The following is a 25471-nucleotide window of genomic DNA, read 5'->3' as shown; positions in this document are numbered from 1 at the left end:
CTCCGTCGCTTCGCGCCACCTCCCCCTGGCGGGGGAGGATCAGGAGCTACCCGAACATCCGCTTCATCGAGCGCTCCAGCATCACGAACTGCCACAAGGTCCGGCCGTGCTCGACCCGGCCCATCCGGTGTTCGTCGGCGATCCGCGCGATCGTGGGCATGTCGAACCACCCCGTCTCACCGAGCGTACGAGACTTCGCCAGCGCGGAGGCCTCCCCCGCAAGCGCCTCGCGGAACCACGCGCTGATCGGCGTCACGAAGCCCATCTTCTGCCGATAGAGGATCTCGCGCGGCAGATACGGCTCCATCGCCTTCTTCATCAGCCATTTGCCCTCGCCGTGCCGCAACCGCATGTTCGCCGGCAGCGTCGCGCAGAACTCGATCAGGCGATGATCGAGCAACGGCTCGCGCGCTTCCAGCCCGACCGCCATGCTGGTCCGATCGACCTTGGTCAGGATGTCGCCGGGAAGCCAGTGCTTGATGTCCGCATATTGCGCACGGTCGATCGCGTCGCGCGCCGGCGCGTTCGCCATCGTCGCGACATAGCGATCCTCAGCGCGATAGCCACCGAGTGCAGCGCGCGCACTCGGCGCGAAGAGATGCGCGCGTACCTCGGGCGTGGTGACGCCGACCGATCGCGCATACGCCTCCCCCCCGCCCTGCGCGAGCGCGAGCAACGTCGACTTCGCGCGCAGCGGACGTGGTGCCCAGTCGGCCTTCGGATACCAACGGCCCAGTGCGCCGAACACGTCCGCGCGCAGATGTGCCGGAAGCAGGCCGCGAACGCGCTCTTCCACCGACTGGAACTTGTAGCGACGATAGCCGGCCAATGCTTCGTCCGCGCCGTCGCCCGACAGCGCGACGGTGACGCTTTCGCGGGCCAGCGCGCAGACCTGGTACGTCGCCAGCGCGGACGCGTCGGCGAAGGGTTCGTCGAAGCTCGCGACGAGGGTGTCGATCAGCGAGACGTCGCCCGACTGGACGACGCGCTCGCGGTGATCGGTGGCGAATCGGCGCGCGACACTGGTTGCAAACCCGCGCTCGTCGTGCCCCGCTTCGTCGAATCCGATCGTGCAGGTACGGACCGCCTTGGGGCTCGCCTCGGCCATCAGCGCGACGACCGCCGAGCTGTCTACCCCGCCCGACAGGAACGCGCCGAGCGGCACGTCGGCGACCATCCGCGAGCGCACGCCCGCGCGCATCCGGTCGACCAGTTCCTCGCCGAGCGCCTTGGCGGACCCGGTCGCGCGGTTGGAGAAATCGATGTCCCACCATTTGCGCGGTTGCGGCACCGCACGGCCACGCTCGACCAGCAGGAAATGCCCCGCCGCCAGCTTCTTCACGCCAGCGACCATACAGGAATCGTCGGGGACGTAGCCCAGCGCCAGGTAATCCTCGACGGCGTGGAGATTGGGCACGCGCCGGAGTTGCGGGTGCGCAAGCAAACCCTTCAGTTCCGAGGCGAAGGCGAGCGAACCGTCCGCGAGTTCGACATAATATAGCGGTTTCACGCCCATCCGGTCGCGCGCGAGGAACAGCGTGTGCGCGGCGGAATCGTGGATCCCGAACGCGAACATGCCGTTCAGCCGGTCGAGCATCGACGGCCCCCACGCGCGCCACGCGTGGAGCAGCACTTCGGTATCGCCCGCGGTACGGAAGATCGCGCCCTTTGCGATCAGTTCGTCGCGCAACTCGGCGAAATTATACACTTCGCCATTGTAGGTGATCGTCAGCGAGCCGTCCGACATCGGCTGCGGCGAGCCTTCGAGGTCGATGATCGACAGCCGGCGGTGGCCGAGACCAACGCCCGGCGCGGTCCAGATGCCGTCGCCGTCGGGCCCGCGATGCGCCAATGCGGCGATCATCGCGTGGACGCGGTTGGGGTCGACCGGCTTGGGCGTACCCGGATGGAAGATCCCGGCAATCCCGCACATCTAGCGCATCCCCGCGGCGTGATCGGCAATCGGCGCGATCGGGCCGAGCGCGGCAAGAAAGCGCGCGATCGGACGCGGATCGCCACCCTCGACGGACAGGTGGATCGCCACCGCGCGTTGCGGACCGCCGAGCAGCCGCGCCTTCATCGTCTCGATCTTCACCAGCGTCTCGTCCTGCGTGGTCGCGTCGCCGACCCGGTACCACGTCGCGACGATCCGCTCCACGGGCCCCGGCGCAGTGATGCGCATCGCCGAACCGCCTGAAATCGAAGGTAGGGTCTCGACCCGGACCCAACGGTCCTCCTGCCGCAGGACGCCGGTGCCGAAGGCGATCAGTTCCTTGCCCTCATGCTGGCTACCGAACATGGCGATGCTCATGTCGACGGTCGCGCCCGACGCGTCGGCATAGCGACCGAACAGATAATGGTCGGCGCCAGGGTAATAGGGCATCCAGGGCGCGCGCGTGCTGACCGGAACGCGGTGCCAGCCGGCAATGACGGGAAGGTCGATATGCGCGGGCAACACTTGCGCCCGGCTCGCGATCGCAGCGCTCCAGAGCGGAAAGACCGCGACTGTGGCAAGCGCGAGCGCGGTAGCGACCGGGAGGTCGATGCGGTGACGGGGTGTCGCCTGAAGCTTTGCCAGATCGAACGCGGGATCGTCGGGCGCACGGTCGAACCAGCGCCAGCCGATCGCCAGCACGCCCGCCATGACGAGCGCGAAGAATACCCAGCCATAGACGATATGGTCGAGGCCGGTCGCGGCCTCGACCGACGTCAGGTCCGCCGCCCAGATCGTTCCGAACGCGCGAAAGCCGTTGGCGATGACCGGCACGACGACGGACACTACGAGGAACACCGCGCGGCGCTTCCACGACACGAAGCAGAGGTTGGCGACCAGCACCCCGAACGCTACCATCGCGATGACGAACTTTGCGCCCGAACACGCTTCGGCGACCTCGAAATAATAGCGACCGGCATGGATCAGCACGCCGTCGACCACCGCCGGCACGCCGACAAGGTGAAGCAGCGGCATCACGATTGCGACCGTGACGGTCTGCAACGGCGGTTCGAGGCCTTCGCCGAACGGTACGAGGAAGAATGCGTAGGCGAGCGGAAACAGCAGCCCGCGCGCCACGTTGGGACCGAGGATCGTGACCACCGCGCCTTGCAGCATCATCACGAGCCCGAGCTGGCGCGCGAAACCGACCGAGGCGGCGTCACCCATCAGCCAGCCGAACCCACCGATCGCGATCAGCGCCAAGCCCGGCCACCAGCCGGTCGGTGTCAGCTGGCCAAGCTCCGTACGACGCTGCCAGACCAACCACGCGACGACCGGGCCGATGAACAGGCAATGCCCGAAGGTCGTGCTGTTCCACCAGATCTCCACGAGATCGCGCACGTCGCTGCGGAAGGTCAGCAGGATCAGGACGAACGCGACCGCCAGCGCGATACCGTGCCGGCGCCAGACGGTCATGCGGACAGGCCGAGCAGCGCGTCGAGCGGTGCGAGACGTGCGGCCCAGCCATAGCGGCGGATGACCTGCGCGCGGGCAGTCTCGCCAAGACGCGCCGCGTCCTTAGGGGCTTCGAGCAGCGCGATCACCTCGGCGGCGAACGCCGCGGCGGTCTCGGCGACGCGGATCGTACCGGCGTGGTCGATGCCCTCGGCGGCGGCGGCGGAGGCGACCACGGGACGCGCCATCGCCATCGCCTCGAGCACCTTGTTCTGGATTCCGCGCGCGAGTTTGAGCGGTGCGACGCAAACCTCCGCAGCGGCGAGCCACCCGCGGACGTCGTCAACCGCGCCAGTCACGGTGACGTCATCGCTCGCAAGCGCCTGCACGGCCGAGGTCGGCGCGCGTCCGACGATCGCGAAATGCACGGGGCGGTGTCGGCGGATCAGCGGCAGGATGTCGCGCGCGAACCAGGTCACTGCGTCGATGTTGGGTCGGTAATCCATCTGGCCGGTGAAGACGAGAACGGGCCGACCAACCTCCTGCTCCCCCCCGGCGAAGGCCGGGGTCCAATCGGGAGACGTCGATAACGACGGGTTGTGCGCCGTTACCGCGACCTCACCAATTGGGCCCCGGCCTCCGCCGGGGTGGCGGCTTGGGTTGAGGAAGCTCGCGGTCGGATCGAACTTTACTGAATCGATGCCGTTCTCAACGGCGAGCACCCGCCCTTGCGCACCACTGTCGCGAAACAGTGCCGCTTCGGCCTCGCTGACGAACAGGCTGGCGGAGACCCGCGCGGCGATCTCCCGTTCGAAAGCTCCCAGCAACCGCGCTTCGCGGCGCATCATCCAGCGCATCGGGCCGCGCGCGTCCTCGGCGAAACCCGCGAACTTCGCGGAGTCCATGTCGACGAAATCCATCACGACCGGCGGCCCGCCAGCCGGCAGATACTGCGCCATCTGACCCGAGAAACAATAGACGCCGCCGACCTGCGGCACGACACGATCGACCGCGGCCTGCATCGCCGGATGCGCGAACGCGGTCAGCGATACCGGCTTGCCCGTGGCGAGCGCTTCGACGGCAGCACGCGTCTGCGACTTCGCGCGCGGAATGATCGTGCAACTCGCCAGCATGTCGGTGAACACCGCAGGCGGGTCGAAGTCCGCCTTGTCGTCGGCGAACGCCACCAGATGCACCGGCGTACGCTGCGCGAGATACTGGAGGATATGGAAGCTGCGGATCTTGTCGCCGCGGTCGGGCGGAAACGGCACGCGGTGCGCCAGGAAGAGCAGGCTCACCCCAGCCCTCGGGAAATCCACGGCCCTGCTGCGTTCGCCGCCCACAAGGGGAGCTTCTTCCACGTCCGCACCATCAGCGCGTATTTGGGGTTCAGCGGGTTCACCTCGCGCGCCGGGCCGCTGCTGCGCTTGGCGTAAAGCCGCGGCTCGGGCGTGAAGCCCCAGTTCTTCTTGAACGCCGCCGCGCCCGTCCCCGTCTTCGAACGCCCGAAGTCGAACCGCGTGCAGCCGCGCGCTCGGGCGTGCGCCATCAGCGCGAAATACATTCGGTCATTGGCGCGAAGCCCACGCGCGGCGTCGGTCCCGCCACCCCAATAGGGATACACCGTGCCGTTGAAGTACAGGCTCAGGACGCTGGCGACCGCCCTACCATCGTGCCGGACGGTTAGAACATCCGCATCCATCGCGCCGGCGACGCTACGAAAAAGCTTGGCCGGAAACACCGGTGTGCCGAGATTGCGGACCGATTCCGCATAGACCCGGTAATGCTCGGCAAGCAGTTTCCGGTCGTTGCCCGTGACGATCTCCAGGTCGAAGCCAAGCGCACGGCGGACTTCGGCGCGCTGCTTGCGCGGGATAGCGAGCAGTTCGGCATCGTCGTCCGCCGCCAGGTCCCGCACGAAACCGAGATAACTGCCGTCGTCACTATCCCAGCCGTTCGGCGCAACGCCGCCACGCAGTTCGACCGAAGGGCACCCGGTACGCAGGGCAAGGTTCCATGCGCCGGCGGCAAGCGGCTCGACCGCATCGCCGAGCACGCCGCCATCGACGCCGAACCCGGTCGATACCAGCGCACGCCCGAACAGCGGCGAGCGCATCTCGGTCAGCGGCAGCACGCCGACGATCGTGCCATCAGTCTCGGACACGAGATACCGCGCGCGCTGGCCGCATCCGTCCTGCACCGCACGGCTCCAGGCCGGCAGGTGAAACGGCGTCGCGCCCTCCGTCGCGTCGACGAACGCCGTGATCCGCGCGCACTCGCCCGCATCGCGAAGGTCCGCCTCGCGCACGCCGACGGGCATCGGTGCGGTCACGCCAGTCGGGCCGCTTCGCGCGCGACGACCGCATCGACGCGGCCCCATTCGTGACGACCAAGCAACCCGCGCAATTTACCCGCCATCGCGCCGAGCCGCGAATAATGACGGATCTTCGATCGCATCGGCGCCGCCGCCACGCGCGGCTGCGACGGATCGATCTCCCACGGGTGAAAGTAGAACATCGCCGGCCGATCTTCGCGATTGACCTGCCGCACCGCGAAGTCCGTGATCGCAGCGGGGAGCAACCGGAAGAACCCGCCGCCGGTGGCCAGCTTGCGCTCGCCGAACTTGGCCACCGTCACCGGAACCTCGATCAGCGCGCTGTCGGCAAGCGGCTTGAACCCGTAGCGCGGCGCGTCGAGCCAGCCATAGTGGTCGTGCTTCACCGGCGCGACGCTGGAGGAATAGGCATAGCCCGCCTCTGCCAGCGCGACATGCGCCCAGGGCGTACGCTGATCGATCGAGAAACTCGGCGCACGATAGCCCGTAACCTTGGTGCCCGCCGCATCCTCGATCGCGGTCCGTGCACGGACGAGGTCGGCACGAAACATGTCCGGCGTCATCGTGAAGACACGCTGATGGTCCCAGCCATGGCTGGCGATCTCGTGCCCCGCATCGACGATCCGGCGGATCAGCGCGGGATAGCGGTGCGCGACCCAGCCGAGCGTAAAGAACGTCGCCTTCGTGTCGTGTTCGGCGAACAGCGCGAGGACCGCGTCGGTGTTCGCCTCGACCCGCGGCTGGAGTGAATCCCAGTCCGCCTTGTCGATCACCTTCTCGAACGCGCCGACCTGGAACCAGTCCTCGACATCGACCGACATGCCATTGAGCACGCGCATGCTACGCGGCATCATGCCAGGCAGCCACACCGCGGATCGGTGCGTATTCCGGCTTGGCGTCGTCGCTTTCGACCCAATCGACCAGGAGCGTCAGTACGCGACGAAGCGCCTTGTCCTGCAACTCGACGCGCGCTTCCAGTTCGGCGATGCGGTCCTCGATCGCGGGGTCGGTGCGCAGTGGTTCCGCCAGCGGCGTCGGCGTCGAAACTGTCGCGGCGAACGCCGGCGCGCCCTTGCCCTTGTCGTTCGCGATCATCGGCAGGTCGCCCTCGAGATCGCGCTGCACCGCGCGTACCGTGGCGCCGTCGATGATCTTGAGATCGTCGATGGCGGCATGCAGCATCACGCGTCCGGCCAGCTGGTTCAGGCGACGCGGCACGCCAGCCGATCCGGTGAAGAACGCGGCGAAGGCATCTTCCGTGAAGTCAGGATTGCCCGTCCAACCGACCACCGTCAGGCGATGTGCGAGATATTCGGAAACCTCATGCTCCTCCATCGGATCGAGATGGTGGATCGCGATCACCCGCTGCCGGAGCTGTTCGAGCCGGTCCGAGCCGTGCAGGCGGTCGCGGAACTCGGGTTGGCCGAGCAGGACGATCTGCAACAGCGCATGGCCGCCCGCCTGGAAATTGGACAGCATCCGCAGTTCCTCAAGAGCGTCCACCGGCAGAGCCTGCGCCTCGTCGACGATCAGCAGCGTCCGCTTGCCGGTCCGGGCGACGGCGTGCAGCCCGCGCTCGATCGCGGTGAGCAGTTCGGCCTTGCTCAGCCCCGACGGATCGACGTGCAGTTCGGTGGCGACGATCCGCAACAGGTCGTCGGCCTCGATCGCGGTCGACACGAGCTTGATCGCGTTCAACTGCTGGTGATCGATCGTGTCCATCAAGTGACCGACCAGCGTCGTCTTGCCCGCGCCGATATCGCCGGTGATGACGATGAAGCCCTCGCCTTGCGCCAGACCATAGCCGAGATACGCCATCGCCTTGCGATGCGTGGCCGTCTCGAACCAGAATTTGGGATCGGGGGTGAGCTGGAAGGGCCGACCCGTCAGTCCGTAATGTTCGTCGTACATAAGCTGCTCGCCTTCAGAACTGGTACCGCGCACCGATCAGCGCCTGCGCCGACCAGTCGCTGTCGAGGTCACCGACCTTGAAGCTGTAGAGACCGACGGACGCGGTGGTCCCGAGCCGTCCGAAATTTCGATAATAGGTGCCGGTACCGCCATAGGACCAAACGCTGGTGTCGCCGGTGATATCCTCGACGCCCGAATCATAGTAATTAACGAACAGGTTGGCGTTGACGCCCGACACCGCGGTCAACACGCGCCCGTAGAAAAGCTGCCCATAATAGCTCTGGTCGTCGAGACCGCTGACCACGACGCCCGGCGCGAGGCTCGGTGCGTAGAGCTTGCGGCTGGCATAGCCCAGGCCCGCCCCCCAGGTCGAACGCCCTCGAGTCGCGACGAGCACGCCGTCGATGCCGCGCGCGCGATAGCTCGACGTGGAGATCGACTGGAACACGTCGTCGAGACACGCTCCCGGCTGCGCCCCGCTGGAGCCGAACACGCAACCGTTGAACTGCTGGCCAAAGCCCTGCTGCTGGCCCGAGACGAAGCTGGTCGGGAGATTGCTGAGGCCGGTGCGGAGCTGGCGACCGAACGTCTGCACGCCGTCATACACGTTGACCGCCAGGCCGATCGACTGCGAGGCCTGGTAGGTGGCGGTACCGGTATAGCTGAGCGAGCCGTAGCGCTTGCCGATGTGCCCTTCGACCGAGGTGCGGCGGTTCGGCCGCCACACGACGCCGGCGTCGTAGTAGATCCCATCGGTGCGGTAGGCGATCCGCCGCGGAGACGCCGCGTTGGTCACGAACCGGCCATCGTCGTCGAGAACCGGCGCACCGGTCGCATCGACCAGCGCATCCTTCTGGCTCGTCTCGATCTTTTCGTAGCCGACACCCGCGGTCAGCGCGACATACGGGGAGATTGGCTGGAGCACGTCGCCGCGGCCGTAATAGCCTTCATACCGCTGCTTGAGCTGACTGGCGGTTTCACGGTCGTAGGCCCCGCTCAGCGTCACGCCGAACGGCGCGATCATGCCGGGAGCGACCGTCGCGCTGGCATTCGCGGTATGGCCGATCGAATCGTCGTAATAATCGAGCCGCTGGCCGCCGATGCTCGTATCGGCGAACGTCGGCGTCTCGACCTTGGTGTAGCCGAGCCGGTAATTGGCGTTGAACGTGACCGGGCCGGCGGTGCTGGTGAAGCTCGGACCGGCATAGACGGCATAGACCTGCGAGACATTGTCGTCGTTGCCGACGAGTATGCCGGGCGCCGCGCCGCGAATGTCCGAACGAGTACGCGTGGCGATGCCGCCCGCCTCGATCGTGAAATTGTGGTTCAGCTTCGCGTCGACGCGCGCAAGGCCCGAATGAATGTCGTTGTCACCGACATCGTCGTTCCACGCGAAGCGGCGTTCGTAGCGATAGCTGACCTGCCCCGCCACCCGCGGCGTCGCGATCGCCGCGTCCACCCCGGCTGCCAGGCTGGTATAGGTGAGCGTGTCACCGCCGTTGAGATCGGCGTCGAGAACCTGGCTCGCCTCGATATACGGCGTGATGGTCACCCGCCGCGTTTCCTGCGCGACCGCAGGCACGGCCAGCGCGGCGAGCGTCATCACGCTGCCTGCACCTGCGATGCTGCGAGTTGAAAGGCGCATCATTGGGCGCTGTCCTGACCGTAATAACTGCCGAAACGCGCGCCGCCCTGCACGAACGACACCGCATTGAGGACGAGCTGGATATGCTCGCACCCGTCGAGAATGTTGACCGCGGCGCGCAGTTCGCTCTCCGGCGTGCGATCGGCGCGGACGACGAGCATCACCTGCCCGACGCGCATCGCCAGCACGGAGGCTGCAGAGGCGGCCAGCGCGGGCGGCGAATCGATGATGATGATGCGGCGGGGATTGGCCGCAAGCAGGCGCGCGATCACCGCTCTGGTGCGCGCGCTGGCCAGCAGTTCGGTATCCATCGCGGTCTTGGTGCCGGCGGGCAGGATCGCCAGATGCGGCACGTCGGTGTGGATCACGAGATCCTCGACGTCGATCCGCGAATCGCCCAGCGCATCGAGCAGGCCGGGGCTGTCCGTCATCCCGAGCTGCTTGACGATATCGGGCTTGGCGACGTCGGCATCGACCAGCAGCACTTCGGTATCGCGCTCGGCGGCGATCGACAGCGCCAGGTTGATCGCGCAGAACGTCTTGCCGTCCTCGGGTCTTGCCGAGCACACCAGGATCATGCGCGCCTTGTCGCCGCTGTCGCTCTCCGCGATCCGCGTGCTGGCGATCAGCAACTGGCGCTTGATCAGGCGAAATTCCTCGGCGAGAGGACCCACTGGCGCGCCGGGCACGATCATCCCGTTCGCGGCCAGCATGCCGCGGTCGATCCGCGTGGCGTCGTCGGACTCTGGCGGATAATAGACGTCGTCGGCGAATTCGTCGCCGATCGGCGCGCGGAGTTCCTCGGGGATCGCAAGGAAGGTCGCGTCCGTGAAATCGAGCGCCGGCGCGGTACCGGCCTGGGGCACAGCCACAATCGTCTCGACCACCGGAGCGTCCGGTTCCTCCGCAGCGGCGGCTGCCGGCGGCACGATGTTGCGAGCCCGCGCATGGGCGTTGAAATCATACACCTTGGCTGCGCGCTCGAGCAGCGAGGGTTCGCGATCTGGTTTCGTCACGGTCATACCCTTCAGGCCGCCAGGCCGCGCTGGAGGATCTCGACCCCCAGCAACAGCACATACGCGGCGCCCAGCGCGGCCGTACCGCCCAGGAACATCTTGAACTTACGCCGCCTATGGTTCGATTGCACGCGCGTAACGACTTCGCCGATCGAGCCGATCACCGGCATCCCCGCGACCTTTTCCAGGCGGCTGCTGGTCGAGAACGTCGCACGTAGCTGGCCCATGGCAAACGCCGCACCGATGCCCGCCGCCAGCCCCGCCACCAGGACGCCGGTCAGCAGCAGCATCCGGTTGGGCGCGCTGGGCTTGCTCGGCATCGTCGGCGGATCGATCACGCTGAACTTGACGTGATCGCTCTGCGACTGCGCCTGACCGACCAGGGCAGTCTGCTCGCGCTGCCGCAAAAGGGCGTCGTACTGGTCCTTCAGCACCTGATAGTCGCGATCGATCGAGCCCTGCTCGGCTGCGACCTCGGGATCGCCCGTCAGCTTCGAGTTCAGCAGATCGAGATCACCCTGCAACTGGTTCCGCCGTATCCGCAGCGACGCGACCGTCGCCGCACGATCCGCGACCATCGACTGAAGCGACGCATAGAGCGGGTTCTGGGCGCTTCCCGCGCCGCTGCCGCCCGACAGAGGCTCGTTCCGCGCCGCAGCCGTCGCCGATGCGAGCTGGCTCTTGAGCGCCACCACGTCGGGGTGATTCTCGGTATAGCCACGCGCACGCGCGTCGGCGAGCTGGCCCTGGATCGCCTGGAGACGCGCACGCGCCGGGCCAGCGGCGCCGGCAACGCCACCCGCGCCCGCCACGGTGGCCGGCGTTCCCGCCATCTGCCCCTGCACCGCGGACAGGCTCGATTGCGCCGCCGCGAGGTCGCCGTCGACCTGTGACATCTGCGATCGCGCCGCGCTGATCCGGTCGCTGACCGAACCCGTACCCGGCAGGCTGCCGAGATACCGGTTCTGGAAATCGGCACGCTTCGCCTCGGCGTCCGCAAGCTGCTTCTGCCGAGCGGCAAGCTGCTGGTCGAGGAAAGTCAGGCTCTGCGTCGTCTTCGACCGGTCGCCAGCGAGGTTCTGCTCGACGAACAGGTCGATCAGCTTCTGCGTGATCTGGCGTGCGAGCTTGGGACTGGAGGCGCTCGTCGTGATCTGGAAGACATTGTCCTGCTGCGACGCGATCTTGATGTTCGGCGCCAGGCTCGCGACCCGGTCGGCGACGTCACGGTCGCTCGACACGGTGTTCGCCAGGTCGGTGCCGCGCACGACCTTTTCGAGGTTCACCGCGGAGATCAGCGTGGTGCGGATCGTGTCGACGGTCATCGGCACGCTCTGCGGCACGCCGTCCATCCCCGCGGGCAGGATCGTCTGCATCTGGACGAACACGCGCGAGGTCGATTCGTAGCGGCTCGGGATCTGCGACACGACCAGCCAGCCGAGCACGCACACGCCCCACGCCACTGCCAGCGCCAGCCAGCGCCGCGTCCATATCGCGTGGAGCGCGATCCGTACCTCGTCGTAGATCCCGTTCATCCCTTGCGCCTCAGAACATCGATTCGGGGATGATGATCACATCGCCCGGCGCGAGCTGGACGTTCGCCGACGAATCACCCTTTTTGAGCAGGTTGCCGATCTGCAACGCAAACTCGGTCTGCTTGCCGGTTGCGCGATCGTAGCGCACCAGCCGCGCCTTGTTGCCCGCCGCATATTGGCTCAGGCCGCCGACGGCGATCATCGCGTCGAGCAGAGTCATGTTGGCGCGGTACGGGATCGACGCTGGCTTCTCGGTCGCGCCGACGATACGGACCTGCTGGCTGTAGGTGCCGCTGAAATTCTCGACGATCACCGAGACGATCGGATCCTTGATATACGCCCCGAGCGCCTTCTTGATGTCGTCGCTGAGCATGGCGGGCGTCTTGCCCACCGCGGGCATGTCGTTGATCAGCGGCGTCGTGATCCGGCCGTCGGGACGTACCTGGACCTTCGACGACAGCTCCGGATTGCGCCAGACGAAGATGCTGAGCTGATCGAGCGGCCCGATGACGTATTCCTCGCCCGGCAATTCCTGCTTCGCGACGAACGACGCGGGCGGCAGTTCCGGACGCGTCGGCGCGGTCGTGCACGCACCCAGCGTGGTCGCCGCAAGGCCGATGGTCAGCACTGTCTTCGAAACGGATCCGGAACGCATGGGCACTTTTCTCCTGGCGCCACACCCACCGCCGGACATCCGGCGATCGGCTAAACTCAGCCTCGGCTATGCAAGGAACAGGTGAAGATAGCGTTAGGAGCGCCCCGTAACCATGCACACCCAAGCCATTGGCAGTCGGGGCTTATAGACCAGTAACGATCTCGATGGCTGGTGGATGCCCGAGAAATGCGGCGGGGCTGGCGCTGGCGCCATACGCGCCAGCCATGAAGATGGCGATCAGGTCGCCGACCTCGACCGACGGGAGCGCGACCTTGTCACCGAGCCGGTCGAGCGGGGTACAGAGCGGGCCGACGACCGTGACCGGTTCGGTGCTGAGATCACCCATCCGCGAGGCGACCGCGATCGGGTAGTTGCGGCGAACGACGGTGCCGAAATTGCCACTGGCCGCGAGCTGGTGGTTGAGCCCGCCATCGACGATGACGAACGTCTCGCCCTGGCTTTGCTTGATGTCGATGACGCGGGTCAGATAGACGCCGGCCTCCGCAACGAGCCAGCGCCCGAGTTCGATCGCGAACCGCGTATCGGCAAGGGTTTGCGGCCGCGCCGCGAGCGATTCGGCGAGCGCATCGCCTACGCGTTCGACGTCGAGCGCAACGTCGCCGGCGAAATACGGTACGCCGAATCCGCCGCCGAGATTGACGAGCGGTGGGGCGCAGCCCGCCTCGTCCGCCAGCCGCGCCGCAAGCGCGATCGTCGCAGCCTGCGTCTCGACGATCGCGCCGGCATCGAGCGCCTGGCTGCCTGCGTAGATATGGAACCCGCGCCAGTCCGCCCCCGCCGCGACGATCGCCTTCACGAGCGCCGCGGCGCGCACCGCATCGACCCCGAACGGCGACGCGCGCCCGCCCATCCGCATGCCCGAACCGCGCAGCTCGATATCAGGGTTCACCCGCACCGCCATCCGCGGTGTTTGCCCGAGCCGCTCGCCGATCGCGAACGCCCGAGCCGCCTCGCCTTCTGATTCGACGTTGAGCGTGGCGCCGGCCGAGATAGCGACTACGAGTTCGTCGTCGCGCTTGCCAGGCCCGGCAAAGCTGATCGCCTGCGCGGGTTTGAAGGTCAGCGCCTTTTCGAGCTCGCCCGCGGAAGCGACATCTAGCCCGTCGACCAACGGTGCAATCGCGGTCAGCAGGTCGGCGTGCGGATTGGCCTTGATGGCGTAATGGAGGTCGATCGCCGGCATCGCCGCACGAAACCGCGCGATGCGGGCAGCGACGATCTCCATGTCGTAGACGAACAGCGGCGTGTCGCCGGCCTGCGCAGTCCAGTTGGCGGCCGTCCGACCGCCGATCGCCAGCAGGCCATCTTGCTGTGCGAACTCAGGAGGAAGGGCACCCATCGGTTTCATGATGCGCTCCCTTCCGTGTTCCCCCGCGAAGGCGGGGGCCCAGACTGGACTCCCGCCTTCGCGGGAGAACAAGCTTTTACCTCCGACGCAATGCTAGACCTGTCCAGCTTCCCATTGGCATTACGCGGCAATTCGTCCCGCCATAGATACGCACCCGGCTGCATGAAGCTCGGCAGAGCAGTCCGCAATCGCGCCCGCAAGACCGCTTCCTCACCCGCATCCCCCGCCAGCATCACCACGATCGCCTGCCCCAGCCGCTCGTCCGGCACACCGACCGCGACCGCCTCGCGCGCCTCGCCCCCCGCCAGCACCGCCTCCTCGACTTCCAGCGGACTGATCCGGTTGCCCGCGCTCTTGATCATCTCGTCATCGCGGCCGACGAATCGGAGCAAGCCGTCCGCGCCCTCGACGACGGTATCCCCCGACCAGACCGCCATGCCGTTGCCACCGGGCGCTAAGCGGAACCGCTGCCTCGTCCGCTCCGCATCCTGCCAATAGCCCTGCGCGACGAGCGGCCCCGAATGCACGAGTTCCCCCGCCTCCCCCGGCGCAGCGCGCATGCCGTCGGCCTTCACCACCGAAACCTCGGCGAACGGGATAGCCCGCCCCATCGCGTCGGGATGCGTATCGATCAGCGCGGGATCGAGATAGGTCGACCGGAACGCCTCGGTCAGCCCATACATCGCGTACACGTCCGCCGCCGGGAACCGCTCGCGCAGGCCCCGCACCAGCCGCGCCGTCAGCGCGCCCCCAGAGTTGGTCAGCCGCTTCAACCGAGCGGCGGTTTCCACCGGCCACTCCGCTTCCAGCAACTGCACCCATAGCGGCGGCACGCCCGCGAGCGTCGTCGCGCCTACTCGCTCGACTGCCTTCACGACATCCCGCGGGACCAGATAATCCAGCGGCGCCACCGACGCGCCGGCCGCCCAGGTAGAGAACAACTGGTTCTGTCCATAGTCGAACGACAGCGGCAACACGCCGAGCACACGATCTTCAGGCTCCAGCCTCAGATAATGCGCGACGGAGATCGCCCCAAGCCATAGGTTCGCATGGCTCAGCATCACACCCTTCGGCCGCCCAGTAGAGCCAGAGGTATAGAGGATCGCGGCAAGGCTGTCGGGATCGGCATCGGACGGCGCCATTGGAAAACCGGTGTGGGACCCAACCCCGTTCCCCCGCGAAGGCGGGGGTCCAGGAGTCCCAGGCATCGCAATCTGCAATCCTGCCCTCCCACGTTCGCGAGGGAACAGGAGCGGAAGATCAATCTCGTCGACGATCGCACAGCTGCCCGGAACGTCGCCTTCGTTCAGCGTCCCGGCCCGTACACCCTGCGTCACCAGCAGCCGTGCCCCGCTATCCCCAAGGATATGCGCGACCTGCGCGCGCCGGAGAAGCGGGTTTACCGGGACATGCACCAGCCCCGCTCGCGCCGCCGCAAGCGGCATCAGGCACGCCACCCGCGTCTTCGGCAGCCACGTGGCGACGCGATCGCCCGCCGACAGCCCCCGGCCAGCAAGCCACCCCGCCAGCGCACCGACGCCGGCCTCGAGCTCGGCAAAGGTTATCGCGCCCGCCTTGTCGACCAGCGCAATCGCGTCCGGCGCACCACGCAGCGCGATGTGGTCGATAGGGCACGGCTTGGGGTGGAGCGCGATCATGCGCTCCTAATAGCGCCAAGCCCCCTTCAGCGCGAACCCGTTGCCGAATTCACCCCCACACGCTAGCGGGGCCGGGTTCCTAACCGTTCAGGCGATGCTCGTGATCTTCGAAGGCACTTCCCAAGTCGAAACGACGGTACGCGCCGTCCTCGCCGATATCCTCGGTCTGAGCGCGGACCGTGTCGCCGCGTTCACAGCCGACACACCGCTGTTCGGCGCGCTGCCAGAACTCGATTCGATGGCGGTGGCGAGTGTGCTGACCGAGCTCGAAGACCGGCTCGGCATCCTGATCGAGGACGACGAGATCGACGGCGAGATGCTCGAGACGTTCGGCGCGCTCGTCCAGTTTGCTGCCAGCAAGGCACTGGTCTAGCTTTAACGGGGGGTCTAGCCTCACCCGGGATGACCGCCCTGCGCTTCGATACCTATGACTGGAGCGGCGGCCGCGAAGCGATGCTGCGGTTCGGCCCCGATGCCGGCCCGATCGTCATCGCAGCCCTCCCGCTGTTCGAAGAAGCGAACCGGACCCGTCAGTTCCTCGTCACGATTTTACGCGAACTTGCGGATCATGGGATCGGCAGCGTGCTTCCCGATCTCCCCGGCACCGGCGAAAGCGTCATCGTCACCGGCGAAGCGCGACTCCGCGACCAGCGGACAGCCTATACCGAGCTTGCTCAGCGACTTGGCCGGAATACTTACGGCATTTCGATAAGAAGCGGCGCGCTCTTCGATATCGACGCTGCCCTCTCCGGCCGTTGGCAGCTGTCTCCGCAATCAGGCGAGAATCTGTTGCGCGAGTTGGATCGCACGCGAGCGACCCCCCGCTCCGCTCCCGCCAGCGAAACCGAATATGCAGGCAACACGCTCTCCCGTGAAATGCTGGCCGACCTCCACGACGCCAAACCCTATGCTGGAGCGAGCCCCCTGCGCGTTGTCAGGCTCGAATCCGACCCGCGCGAAGCAGACGTAAAATATGCTGCATCGCCTCTGTGGCGCCGGTCAGAGCCGGACAATGATACTACACTGGCTCAAATACTTGCCGATGACATCTCACACTGGATCGCATCGTGCGAACGCTGATCGCGTTCCCCTGCGACGGCGAAAGCCTCGTCGCAACGCTGGACGAGGCGGACGGGTCTACAGGATTGCTCATTGTGTCCGGCGGCAATGAAATCCGCAGCGGCGCACATCGCGGCATGGCGATGCTGGCACATCGATTGGCCGCCGCTGGCACACCCGTATTCCGTTACGACCGCCGCGGCGTCGGCGATTCGACGGGCGACAATAACGGCTTCCTCAGCGCCGAACCTGACCTGATCGCAGCCGCCACCGCGTTCCGCCGCGCGGCCCCTAGTGTCACCCGATTGGTCGGCTTCGGCAATTGCGACGCGGCCAGCATGCTCGCGCTGTTCGGACGATCGGCAGGGATCGACCGGATCATCGTCGCCAACCCCTGGGTCGTGCAACCGATCGACGACCTCCTCCCCGCCGCCGCGATACGGGCCCGCTATCACAGCGCGCTTCGCGACCCCGCAACCTGGGGACGCGCGCTGAAAGGAAAGGTCAGCGTTACCAAGCTTCTCAGAGGCTTAAAAAGGGTTGTGACCGCCAAGACTGAAGAGCGTGCTTCACTAGCGACCAACGTCTTGACCGCGCTTGACGGCTGGCACGACGACGCCGCCATCGTCCTCGCGACGGGCGACGCGACCGCGATAGCCTTTGCCGCCCGGTATCGCGGTGGCGCGAAAGTGAAGCGGTTCGACACGGCGTCACATAGTTTTGCCGGGGCGGAGAACGCCGCAGCGCTCCACGCCGCGATTGTTGACGTGATGGCGCAGAAGTAGCTGCTCTGGTCCTTATGAACGCAGGACCAGAGCCATAACCGCTATCGTTTGGAACCTTGGTATCGACTGTCGTCAGGATGACGATGACGAAGGCCGCGAGCGTTATTCCGCGGCTTCGGCCAACTCTGCAAACTCGGCCGCCGCTAAGAACCGCTCGGCATCCAGCGCCGCCATGCAGCCCGTCCCGGCCGCCGTCACGGCCTGCCGGTACACCTTGTCCGCGACGTCGCCACACGCGAACACGCCCTCGACGCTAGTCCGCGTCGAACCCGTCTCGACCGAGATATACCCGTCCGAATCGAGGTCGATATGGCCGCGGAACAGCTCGGTCGCCGGATGATGCCCGATCGCCACGAACCCGCCATCGACCGCGAGCCGCGAGCGCTCGCCGGTCACTGTGTCCTCCAGCTCAAGCGCGACCAGCCCTGCGTTGCCGCCGCCGTCGACGAACTCGCGAACCTCCTTGTTCCAGAGCACCGTCACGCCCTTGTGCGCGAAAAGGCGTTCCTGGAGGATCTTCTCCGACCGCAGCGAATCGCGGCGGTGGATCAGCGTCACGTCGGGCGAGTGGTTGGTCAGGTACAGAGCCTCCTCGACCGCGGTATTGCCGCCGCCGATGACGGCGACCTTCTTGCCGCGATAGAAGAATCCGTCGCAGGTCGCGCAGGCGCTGACGCCCTTGCCCTTCATCGGCTCCTCGCTGTCGATGCCGAGCCACTTGGCCTGTGCGCCGGTCGCGATCACCAGCGTGTCGCCCTCGTACACGTCGCCGCTGTCGCCGATCAGGCGGAACGGGCGGCTGGTCAGGTCGACCTGCACGATCGTGTCCCACATCATCCGCGTGCCGACATGCTCGGCCTGTGCCTGCATTTGCTCCATCAGCCACGGCCCCTGAATCACGTCCTTGAAGCCGGGGTAATTCTCGACGTCGGTGGTGGTTGTCAGCTGGCCGCCGGGCTGGATGCCCTGCACGACGATCGGCGCCATCCCGGCACGCGCGCCATAGATCGCGGCGGATAGCCCGGCGGGGCCCGAGCCGAGGATAAGCATGCGTGTGGTATGGGTAGTCATTGCAGTTCCTTGGAGATTCGAGACTGCATCTAGGGGATGCGCGGTCGGATTTGAACCGTCGGTAAATCTGTGGTGCCTGCATCGAAAGCTTTGCCACTGCGTTGGACAATAAAAGCGGAGATGAGCATGAGCGACGACCGGACCGTAGAGATCGAGGATTACACCGCACCAGCAGGCGGCTGGGGCTCGATGAAGTCGCTCGTCGAAATCTCGGCGCGCGAGAAGGTCGGGCCGGAAGTGATCCGCGAACTGGCCCGGCAGAACAAGCCGGATGGCTTCGCGTGCGTGAGTTGCGCATGGGGCAAGCCTGCGCATCCGCATGTTGCTGAGTTCTGCGAGAATGGCGCGAAGGCAACAGCGTGGGAGCTGACCTCGTTCCGGGTGACGCCGGCGTTCTTCGAGCAGCATGCGGTCAGCGAGCTGATCGGTTGGAAGGATTACGATCTCGAACAGGCCGGGCGGCTCACGCATCCGCTGAAATATGATGCCGCGACCGACAAGTATGCGGCATGCAGCTGGGATGAGGCGTTCGCGGGTATTGGCGCCAAGCTGAAGACGTATGATCCGACCAAGGTGATCTTCTACGCGTCGGGTCGCGCGAGCCTCGAGACGTCGTACATGTATAGCCTGCTCGCGCGGATGTATGGCAGCCAGAACCTGCCCGACAGCTCGAACATGTGCCACGAGACAACCTCGGTCGGGCTCAAGTCGGCGATCGGTTCCGCGGTCGGCACGATCCACCTGTCGGACTATGAGAAGTGCGACGCGATCTTCTACTTCGGGCAGAACCCTGGCGTGAACAGCCCGCGATTCCTGCATCCGTTGCGTGACTGTGCAAAGCGCGGGGTCGAGATCGTCGTGTTCAACCCGCTCAAGGAGCGCGGGCTCGAGAAATTCCAGGATCCGCAGAACCCCCTGGAGATGGTGACGGGCAAGTCGACGCCGATCGCCTCGCAATATCACCAGCTCAAGACCGGCGGCGACGTCGGCGCGATCATGGGGATGTGCAAATACCTGATCGAAGCCGACGACAACGCCAAGCGGATCAATGGCCTGCCGGTGCTCGACCACGCGTTTCTCGCCGAGCACACGACAGGGTTCGAGGCGTTCGCCGATGTCGCGCGCGCGACCGAGTGGGCGACGATCGAGCATGAGAGCGGCCTGCCCCGCACCGAGATCGAGGCGGCGGCGAAGGTCTATGCCAAGTCGAAGGCGGTCATCGCGGTGTATGGCATGGGGCTGACGCAGCACGTCGGCGGGATCGACAACGTCCACATGGTCGTCAATCTGATGCTGCTCCGCGGCAACATCGGCAAGCCCGGCGCGGGCATGGGGCCGGTCCGTGGTCATTCGAACGTGCAGGGCCAGCGCACCGTGGGCATCACCGAGAAGCCCGAACTCGCGCCGCTCGACAAACTCGCCGAGCAATACGGCTTCGAGCCGCCGCGCGAGAAGGGTTGGGATACGGTCGAGGCGTGCGAGGCGGTACTCGACGGCAGCGCACAGGCGTTCGTCGGGCTTGGCGGCAATTTCGTCCGCGCGATCCCGGATCATGCGCGGATGGAGCCGAAATGGCGCGCACTGGACCTGACGGTGCATATCGCGACCAAGCTCAACCGCTCGCACCTGCTGCCTGGCGAGACGTCGTATTTGCTCCCCTGCCTCGGTCGGATCGAGACCGACATGCAGGGCACCGGTCCGCAAAGCGTGTCGATCGAGGATTCGTTCAGCCAGATCTACGGGTCGAAGGGCAAGGCGACGCCGGCTTCCGAGACGTTGCTGTCCGAGCCTGCAATCGTCGCGGGAATCGCCAAAGCGACGCTCGCGCCCAATCCGAAGCTCGATTGGGATGCGTGGGTGCGTGATTACGCACGCGTCCGCGATGCGATCGAAGTGACGTATCCGGACCTGTTCAAGAACTTCAACGACCAGATGTTCACGCCCGGCGGGTTCTGGAAGGGCGTGCCGGCGGCGCACCGCGAGTGGAAGACGAAGAGCGGCAAGGCGGAGATCAACGTCCCGCAGGCGCTGAACGTGACCGGGTTCGAGGAGGCGGAGGGCCGTTTCCGACTGATGACTCTGCGGTCGAACGACCAGTTCAACACGACCGTCTATGGCTATCACGACCGCTTCCGCGGCGTGAAGGGCACGCGCGACATCGTCTTCATGAACCGCAGCGACATGATCCGGATGGGGATCACCGATGGCGACGACGTCGATCTGGTCGGCGACGCGGGCGACAATTCGGATCGCCGCCTGAACAAGCTGCGCGTGGTCGAATATGCGATTCCCGAGGGTTGCCTCGGCGCGTATTACCCCGAGTGCAATCTGCTCATACCGGTTGCTCACCATGCCCGCGAAAGCCATGTTCCGGCAGCGAAATCCGTGCCGGTGCGGATCGAGAAGACGCGCTGACCGAGCAGCGTATTCTCGGCGTCGTACTGGCGGGCGGGCGGTCGTCGCGCTTCGGGTCCGACAAGGCGATGGCGGTGTTGGACGGGCGCGTGCTGGCCGAGCATGCGCGGGCGCTGCTGTTGCCTCATGTCGCGACCGCGGTAATCGCGGGACGTGACGGCGCGATCCCTGACCTGCCGAGGGCGGATATCGGGCCATTGGGGGGCATCGCCGGCGCGCTCGGTTATGCGGCCTCGCGCGGCTTCACGTCAGTGGTCACGATCGCGTGCGATATGCCGTGGTTGCCGGACGGGTTGCTGACGGCGCTGTCCCGACGTGCCTCCGCCTATTGCCCCGACGCCCCGGTGCTCGGGCATTGGGAGACGGGTTTGCTCGGCAATTTGCTGACCCATATCGAGACCGTGCCGCGGCGATCCGTGCGCGGTTGGGCGGAGGCGATCGGGGCTATCCCGATCCCGGCGGGTGCGCCTATCCCGAACGTCAACACGCCGCAGGACCTTAAGACCCTATGACCACGTCGCACACGCAAGCGATCAAGATCCTGCGGCCTGATTCGATTACCGCGGGTGAGCGCGCCATCGCGATCGAAGTGCCCGTCGCGATCGAGATCGACGGGCTTGGTTATGCGGTGATGATGATGACGCCCGCCAACCTGGAGGAATTCTCGACCGGCTTCCTGTTGACCGAGCGCCTCGCCGACAGCGCCGACGACGTGCGCGACATCGATATCTTCGAGGCAGAGGCGGGCTGGATCGTCCGTGTAGGGCTGTCCGATCGTTGCAAGGGCCGCATCCACGACCGTGTCCGCCACCGGACCAGCGACACGAGTTGTGGGCTGTGCGGGATCTCCGGGCTCGAACAGCTCCGCAAACCGGTCTCAAGGACGCCGCCAAAGCCCGACACGCCTGTCGACGCGCTGTTTGCCGCTCTTGGTGGCCTGCGCGCTCACCAGCCTCTGAACGCGGCTACGGGCGCGATCCACGCCGCTGCCGCGTGTGATCGCGAGGGTCGGATCGTTTCGGCGTACGAAGACGTCGGCCGTCACAATGCGCTGGACAAGCTCGTCGGCGGCATCGCGATCAAGGGGCAGCCGATCGACGGCTTCATCCTCGTCACGTCGCGGATCAGTTTCGAGATGGTCGACAAGGCGCTGATCGCCGGTGCGCCGATGCTTGTGGGCATATCCGCACCGACCAGCCTGGCAATCGATCATGCGCGCGGGCACGGCCTGACGCTGCTCGCGCTCGCCCGCAGCGACGCGATCCTAGTCGTCAACGATCCGTGGGACGTGTTCGCGTAGCAGCAGAGCCGCTGCTGCTACGCGAAACCGCCGTTACTTGGCGGCCTGTACCGCGTCCGTCTTCGACGCGACCAGATAGCCGCCGACGACGAAGACCAAGGCACCGATCGTGTTGCCGACGGTGACGATCGCAAGGTTGCGGATCATGCCGGCGAGGTCGATCGACGAGTTGGGCACCAGCAGGCCGAGCGTCAGCGCAGTCATGTTGGCGACCGAATGCTCGAACCCGGCGGCGACGAACGCGAGCAGGATCCAGGCCATCGCAATGCACTTGGCGGTGTCGCCGGTCATTCGCGCCGCGGTCCAGATCGCGAGGCAGACGAGCCAGTTGCACAGAATCGCGCGGGCCATCAGCGCGGTCGCGTCGACCGATACCTTGTGCAGGACGTACGCGTGGAACATCGTATCGGCGTTGGCGAAGATCGCCCCGCCGCCGCCTGCCGCGAACACCACCGACAGCACAACGCCGCCGACCAAGTTACCAATCCACACGACGCTGGCGAGCTTGAGCGCGTCTCCGATCGTGATCGTCCGGCGCGCGAGGCCGAAGCCGAGATACATCACATAGCCGGTGAACAGCTCGGCGCCTGCGAACACGGTCAGGATCAGCCCGAGCCCAAAGGTCGCGCCCATCACCAGCGGACGCACGCCGGGTTCGAGCCCCGAACCCGTGCTGAGCGCGAGGATCATCGCGATGCCGATATACGTGCCCGCGAGGATCGCGCCCGCGAAGAACCCCGCGGGAGAACGCCGCAACGCCTCCGCCTTGGTCGCCGCGAGGGTCGCGTAGGTGTCGATCGTCGACGAATAGCCGGTGCTCATGCGTGTACTTTACTCTCGTGCCCGACGATCCCCGCGCGCACCACGCCGCGATCCGAACCCATGTCGGCAGCGGCGGGACGGACGGTCACCGGGATGGATTTGTAGGAAGGGGTGAAGCTCTGCGGATCGTGATCCTCGAGCGCAATCAACGGCTGCGTTTCGGGGTAGTAGGAGGCGACGCAGCCATCGGGCAGCGCGTAGCGGACCAGCATCAGCTTCTGCACGACGCGGTCGGGCCGGGCGAACTGGAGCGCGGTGGCGATGTCGACGACGTCGCCCTCCTTGTGCCCGAGCCGCGCCATGTCGCGCTCGTTCATGAACAGGATGTCGCGGCGCCCGAACACGCCACGATAGCGATCGTCGAGGCTGTAGACGGTGGTGTTGTACTGATCGTGCGCGCGCAGCGTGGTGAGCCGCAGCACGGTCGGATCGCCTGCGCTCTCGTCCTCCTCGACGCCCTTGGCGACGATGAAGTTCGCCTTACCGCTGTCCGTCTTCCACTCGCGCATCGCTGCCGAGTTCGGCAGGTGAAAGCCGCCCGGCTTGCGGATACGTGCGTTGTAGTCGGCGAACGCTGGGAACACCGCCTCGATCTTGTTGCGAATCAGGCTGTAGTCGCCGACATACGCATCCCAGTCGATCTCGATCGGCGCGCGGCCCTTGGCAGCAAAGGTCGCCTTGGCGATCTCGCCGACGATCCAGATCTCCGACTTCACGTTGTCGCCCGGCGGCATCAGGAAGCCGCGCGAGGCGTGGACCATCGACATCGAATCCTCGACCGTCACCGACTGCTGGCCGGTCGCCTGCATGTCGAGTTCGGTCCGGCCGAGGCACGGCAGGACGTACGTCGCCTTCGCCATCAGCAACTGCGTTCGGTTGAGCTTGGTGGTGATGTGGACCGCGAGATCCAGGTTGCGGAACCCTTCCGCGCAAGCCTGCGGATCGGATGAGGCGATCGCGAGGTTGCCGCCGAGGCAGACGATCGCCTTGGCGTGGCCGTCGCGCATCGCGGCGATGCTCTCGACCACCGAGTGGCCGTGCTCGCGGGGCGGCTCGAACCCGAATACGTCGCGCATGTTGTCGAGTAGCAAGGGCATCGGGCGCTCGGTGATGCCGACGGTGCGGTCGCCCTGGACGTTGCTGTGACCACGCAAGGGGCAGATGCCCGCGCCGGGGCGGCCCATGTTGCCACGCAGGAGAAGCAGATTCGCGATCTGCTGGACGTTGGTCGTGCCGGTGCGATGCTGCGTGACGCCCATGCCGTAGCAGCAGATCGTGGACTTCGACTTCGAATAGGCGAGCGCGACTTCCTCCAAATCGGTGCGCGAGAGCCCGCTGGAGCGCTCGATATCCGCCCATTCGGTCGTCGCGAGATCGGCGATATAGTCGTCGAGGCCCGCGGTATGCTCGGCGATGAATGCGTGATCGAGCGCGCGCTCGCCACCGGACACCTTGGCAGCCTCGTCGAGTGCGACGAGCGCCTTGGCGATGCCCTTCAGCGCAGCCGCATCGCCGCCGACCTTCACCTGGTAATAGCTGCTGGCGATCGGGGTGGCCGACATCGTCGCCATCTCGACCACCGACTGCGGCGATTCGAAACGTTCGAGCGAGCGTTCCTTGAGCGGGTTGAAGACGATGATCTTGCCACCGCGCTTCGACACTTCGCGTAAAGTCGCCATCATCCGCGGATGGTTGGTGCCGGGGTTGTGGCCGATCGACAGGATCAGGTCGGCGTGGTCGAAATCCTCGAGGCTGACGGTGCCCTTGCCGATGCCGATCGACTTCGGCAACCCGACCGAGGTCGCCTCGTGGCACATGTTCGAGCAGTCGGGAAAGTTGTTGGTGCCGTAGAGCCGCACGAACAGCTGGAACAGGAACGCCGCCTCGTTCGAGCAGCGGCCCGAGGTGTAAAATTCGGCCTGGTTCGGATCGGGAACGGCGGCGAGGCCAGCGCCGATCTCGCGCATCGCATCCGCCCAGCTCACGACTTCATAGTGATCGGTGGCGGCGTTGTAGCGTAGCGGCTCGGTGACGCGGCCCTGGTCCTCGATCCAGTGATCGCTCTGCTTCCAGATGTCGGACACGCTGTGCGCGGCGAAGAAATCGGCGCCGATCGTCTTGGCGGTAGACTCCCACGCGACAGCCTTGGCGCCGTTCTCGCAGAATTCGAACGAGGAGGTATGTTTCGGGTCGGGCCATGCACAGCTCGGGCAATCGAAGCCGTCGGGCTGGTTCGACTTGAGCAACGTCTGACCGCCGCGCACGACGATCTGCTGCGCCTTGAGCGAGACGGCAACCGCCTTCAGCGCGCCCCAGCCGCCAGCCGGACCCGTATAATCGGCGATCCCATCAGGGCGTTTGTCACGCATGCTCGTCTCTCCCGTAAGGCCGGACCGAAGCGAACACCGAATACACAGCGCGACGACCATTAACCCAAGGCAATAGAACGGCATTTTGCGATTGCGAAGACGAGTTTCCCGCACTTGGTGATCGCTTGCGTATGTCGC

At 66.2% G+C, this 25471-nt stretch carries 21 protein-coding genes; 6 read left to right on the top strand and 15 right to left on the bottom strand.

The features are described 5' to 3' along the window. Positions 1–46 precede the first annotated feature (46 nt). The 12 genes from BM244_RS02565 to BM244_RS02510 form a co-directional block, all read right to left on the bottom strand. Positions 47–1933: an XrtA/PEP-CTERM system amidotransferase gene (locus BM244_RS02565; RefSeq protein WP_093397181.1), complete on the bottom strand. Its 1887-nt coding sequence runs from the start codon at positions 1931–1933 to the stop codon at positions 47–49. After that, complete coding sequence (gene xrtA / locus BM244_RS02560; protein WP_093397179.1) at positions 1934–3409, bottom strand: exosortase A; 1476 nt, start codon at positions 3407–3409, stop codon at positions 1934–1936. It lies immediately after the preceding gene. Then, positions 3406–4686, bottom strand: a complete 1281-nt coding sequence (locus BM244_RS02555) for a glycosyltransferase (RefSeq protein WP_254784233.1) — start codon at positions 4684–4686, stop codon at positions 3406–3408. Before BM244_RS02555 ends, xrtA begins: the two co-directional genes overlap by 4 nt. Next, entirely contained in the window at positions 4683–5720 is a 1038-nt protein-coding gene (locus BM244_RS02550) for a FemAB family XrtA/PEP-CTERM system-associated protein (RefSeq protein ID WP_093398058.1), read from the bottom strand. Before BM244_RS02550 ends, BM244_RS02555 begins: the two co-directional genes overlap by 4 nt. After that, positions 5717–6562, bottom strand: coding sequence for an XrtA system polysaccharide deacetylase (locus BM244_RS02545; protein WP_254784232.1), 846 nt, complete (start codon positions 6560–6562; stop codon positions 5717–5719). The genes BM244_RS02550 and BM244_RS02545 overlap by 4 nt, the downstream gene beginning before the upstream one ends. Position 6563: 1 nt before the next feature. After that, positions 6564–7634, bottom strand: coding sequence for an ExeA family protein (locus BM244_RS02540; protein WP_093397176.1), 1071 nt, complete (start codon positions 7632–7634; stop codon positions 6564–6566). 13 nt (positions 7635–7647) lie between these two features. Beyond that, entirely contained in the window at positions 7648–9282 is a 1635-nt protein-coding gene (locus BM244_RS02535; RefSeq protein ID WP_254784231.1) for a hypothetical protein, read from the bottom strand. Next, on the bottom strand, positions 9279–10301 hold the full coding sequence (locus BM244_RS02530; protein ID WP_093397173.1) for an AAA family ATPase: 1023 nt from the start codon (positions 10299–10301) through the stop codon (positions 9279–9281). Before BM244_RS02530 ends, BM244_RS02535 begins: the two co-directional genes overlap by 4 nt. Positions 10302–10306: 5 nt before the next feature. Further along, the gene (locus tag BM244_RS02525; protein WP_093397172.1) at positions 10307–11830 is read right to left on the bottom strand and encodes an XrtA system polysaccharide chain length determinant; all 1524 of its coding nucleotides are present in this window, start codon (positions 11828–11830) and stop codon (positions 10307–10309) included. 10 nt (positions 11831–11840) lie between these two features. After that, positions 11841–12485, bottom strand: a complete 645-nt coding sequence (locus BM244_RS02520; protein ID WP_093397170.1) for an XrtA/PEP-CTERM system exopolysaccharide export protein — start codon at positions 12483–12485, stop codon at positions 11841–11843. Between the two features lie 142 nt (positions 12486–12627). Further along, on the bottom strand, positions 12628–13854 hold the full coding sequence (locus tag BM244_RS02515) for a pyridoxal-dependent decarboxylase, exosortase A system-associated (RefSeq protein ID WP_093397168.1): 1227 nt from the start codon (positions 13852–13854) through the stop codon (positions 12628–12630). Next, a complete protein-coding gene (locus BM244_RS02510) occupies positions 13851–15512 on the bottom strand; it encodes an acyl-CoA ligase (AMP-forming), exosortase A system-associated (protein ID WP_093397166.1) in 1662 nt (553 codons plus the stop codon). The genes BM244_RS02515 and BM244_RS02510 overlap by 4 nt, the downstream gene beginning before the upstream one ends. 94 nt (positions 15513–15606) lie before the next feature. On the opposite strand from BM244_RS02510, the gene BM244_RS02505 reads away from it, so the two are divergent. The 3 genes from BM244_RS02505 to BM244_RS02495 are packed head-to-tail and all read left to right on the top strand — an operon-like array spanning position 15607 to position 17356. Further along, entirely contained in the window at positions 15607–15885 is a 279-nt protein-coding gene (locus BM244_RS02505) for an acyl carrier protein (protein WP_093397165.1), read from the top strand. A gap of 29 nt (positions 15886–15914) precedes the next feature. Continuing rightward, a complete protein-coding gene (locus tag BM244_RS02500) occupies positions 15915–16592 on the top strand; it encodes an alpha/beta hydrolase family protein (protein WP_093397163.1) in 678 nt (225 codons plus the stop codon). Beyond that, on the top strand, positions 16580–17356 hold the full coding sequence (locus tag BM244_RS02495; RefSeq protein ID WP_093397162.1) for a hydrolase 1, exosortase A system-associated: 777 nt from the start codon (positions 16580–16582) through the stop codon (positions 17354–17356). Before BM244_RS02500 ends, BM244_RS02495 begins: the two co-directional genes overlap by 13 nt. A gap of 102 nt (positions 17357–17458) precedes the next feature. Here the strand turns inward: BM244_RS02495 and trxB are convergent, their stop codons facing one another. Next, positions 17459–18427 carry a thioredoxin-disulfide reductase gene (trxB, locus tag BM244_RS02490; RefSeq protein WP_056048273.1) on the bottom strand — a complete coding sequence of 323 codons (969 nt, stop codon included), beginning with the start codon at positions 18425–18427 and terminating at the stop codon, positions 17459–17461. A gap of 126 nt (positions 18428–18553) precedes the next feature. On the opposite strand from trxB, the gene BM244_RS02485 reads away from it, so the two are divergent. From BM244_RS02485 to fdhD, 3 genes are read left to right on the top strand one after another with little or no spacing between them, the layout of a single operon-like run. Beyond that, on the top strand, positions 18554–20842 hold the full coding sequence (locus BM244_RS02485; RefSeq protein ID WP_093398057.1) for an FdhF/YdeP family oxidoreductase: 2289 nt from the start codon (positions 18554–18556) through the stop codon (positions 20840–20842). Then, positions 20809–21354, top strand: coding sequence for a molybdenum cofactor guanylyltransferase (locus BM244_RS02480; RefSeq protein ID WP_368086056.1), 546 nt, complete (start codon positions 20809–20811; stop codon positions 21352–21354). The genes BM244_RS02485 and BM244_RS02480 overlap by 34 nt, the downstream gene beginning before the upstream one ends. Continuing rightward, the gene (gene fdhD, locus BM244_RS02475) at positions 21351–22142 is read left to right on the top strand and encodes a formate dehydrogenase accessory sulfurtransferase FdhD (RefSeq protein ID WP_093397160.1); all 792 of its coding nucleotides are present in this window, start codon (positions 21351–21353) and stop codon (positions 22140–22142) included. The genes BM244_RS02480 and fdhD overlap by 4 nt, the downstream gene beginning before the upstream one ends. A gap of 33 nt (positions 22143–22175) precedes the next feature. Here fdhD and BM244_RS02470 read toward each other — a convergent pair whose 3' ends face one another. Both BM244_RS02470 and BM244_RS02465 read right to left on the bottom strand, forming a co-directional pair. Then, positions 22176–22964 (bottom strand): formate/nitrite transporter family protein, encoded by a 789-nt coding sequence (locus BM244_RS02470; RefSeq protein ID WP_093397159.1) that lies wholly within the window; start codon positions 22962–22964, stop codon positions 22176–22178. Continuing rightward, positions 22961–25333, bottom strand: coding sequence for an FdhF/YdeP family oxidoreductase (locus BM244_RS02465; RefSeq protein WP_093397157.1), 2373 nt, complete (start codon positions 25331–25333; stop codon positions 22961–22963). Before BM244_RS02465 ends, BM244_RS02470 begins: the two co-directional genes overlap by 4 nt. Positions 25334–25471: the final 138 nt, after the last annotated feature.

Origin of the sequence: Sphingomonas sp. OK281 (assembly GCF_900115295.1) — a bacterium.
In the GTDB taxonomy this organism is placed as follows: domain Bacteria; phylum Pseudomonadota; class Alphaproteobacteria; order Sphingomonadales; family Sphingomonadaceae; genus Sphingomonas.
This window is presented reverse-complemented; position numbering and strand designations above follow the sequence as displayed.

Bases quoted from the DNA above. Each gene is read 5' to 3' on its own strand.
- BM244_RS02520 (WP_093397170.1), bottom strand. From the start codon at position 12,485: ATGCGTTCCGGATCCGTTTCGAAGACAGTGCTGACCATCGGCCTTGCG.
- BM244_RS02540 (WP_093397176.1), bottom strand. From the start codon at position 7,634: ATGTACGACGAACATTACGGACTGACGGGTCGGCCCTTCCAGCTCACC.
- BM244_RS02525 (WP_093397172.1), bottom strand. From the start codon at position 11,830: ATGAACGGGATCTACGACGAGGTACGGATCGCGCTCCACGCGATATGG.
- BM244_RS02500 (WP_093397163.1), top strand. From the start codon at position 15,915: ATGACCGCCCTGCGCTTCGATACCTATGACTGGAGCGGCGGCCGCGAA.
- xrtA (WP_093397179.1), bottom strand. From the start codon at position 3,409: ATGACCGTCTGGCGCCGGCACGGTATCGCGCTGGCGGTCGCGTTCGTC.
- BM244_RS02545 (WP_254784232.1), bottom strand. From the start codon at position 6,562: ATGCGCGTGCTCAATGGCATGTCGGTCGATGTCGAGGACTGGTTCCAG.
- fdhD (WP_093397160.1), top strand. From the start codon at position 21,351: ATGACCACGTCGCACACGCAAGCGATCAAGATCCTGCGGCCTGATTCG.
- BM244_RS02515 (WP_093397168.1), bottom strand. From the start codon at position 13,854: ATGAAACCGATGGGTGCCCTTCCTCCTGAGTTCGCACAGCAAGATGGC.
- trxB (WP_056048273.1), bottom strand. From the start codon at position 18,427: ATGACTACCCATACCACACGCATGCTTATCCTCGGCTCGGGCCCCGCC.
- BM244_RS02565 (WP_093397181.1), bottom strand. From the start codon at position 1,933: ATGTGCGGGATTGCCGGGATCTTCCATCCGGGTACGCCCAAGCCGGTC.
- BM244_RS02485 (WP_093398057.1), top strand. From the start codon at position 18,554: ATGAGCGACGACCGGACCGTAGAGATCGAGGATTACACCGCACCAGCA.
- BM244_RS02530 (WP_093397173.1), bottom strand. From the start codon at position 10,301: ATGACCGTGACGAAACCAGATCGCGAACCCTCGCTGCTCGAGCGCGCA.
- BM244_RS02535 (WP_254784231.1), bottom strand. From the start codon at position 9,282: ATGATGCGCCTTTCAACTCGCAGCATCGCAGGTGCAGGCAGCGTGATG.
- BM244_RS02505 (WP_093397165.1), top strand. From the start codon at position 15,607: ATGCTCGTGATCTTCGAAGGCACTTCCCAAGTCGAAACGACGGTACGC.
- BM244_RS02470 (WP_093397159.1), bottom strand. From the start codon at position 22,964: ATGAGCACCGGCTATTCGTCGACGATCGACACCTACGCGACCCTCGCG.
- BM244_RS02465 (WP_093397157.1), bottom strand. From the start codon at position 25,333: ATGCGTGACAAACGCCCTGATGGGATCGCCGATTATACGGGTCCGGCT.
- BM244_RS02510 (WP_093397166.1), bottom strand. From the start codon at position 15,512: ATGATCGCGCTCCACCCCAAGCCGTGCCCTATCGACCACATCGCGCTG.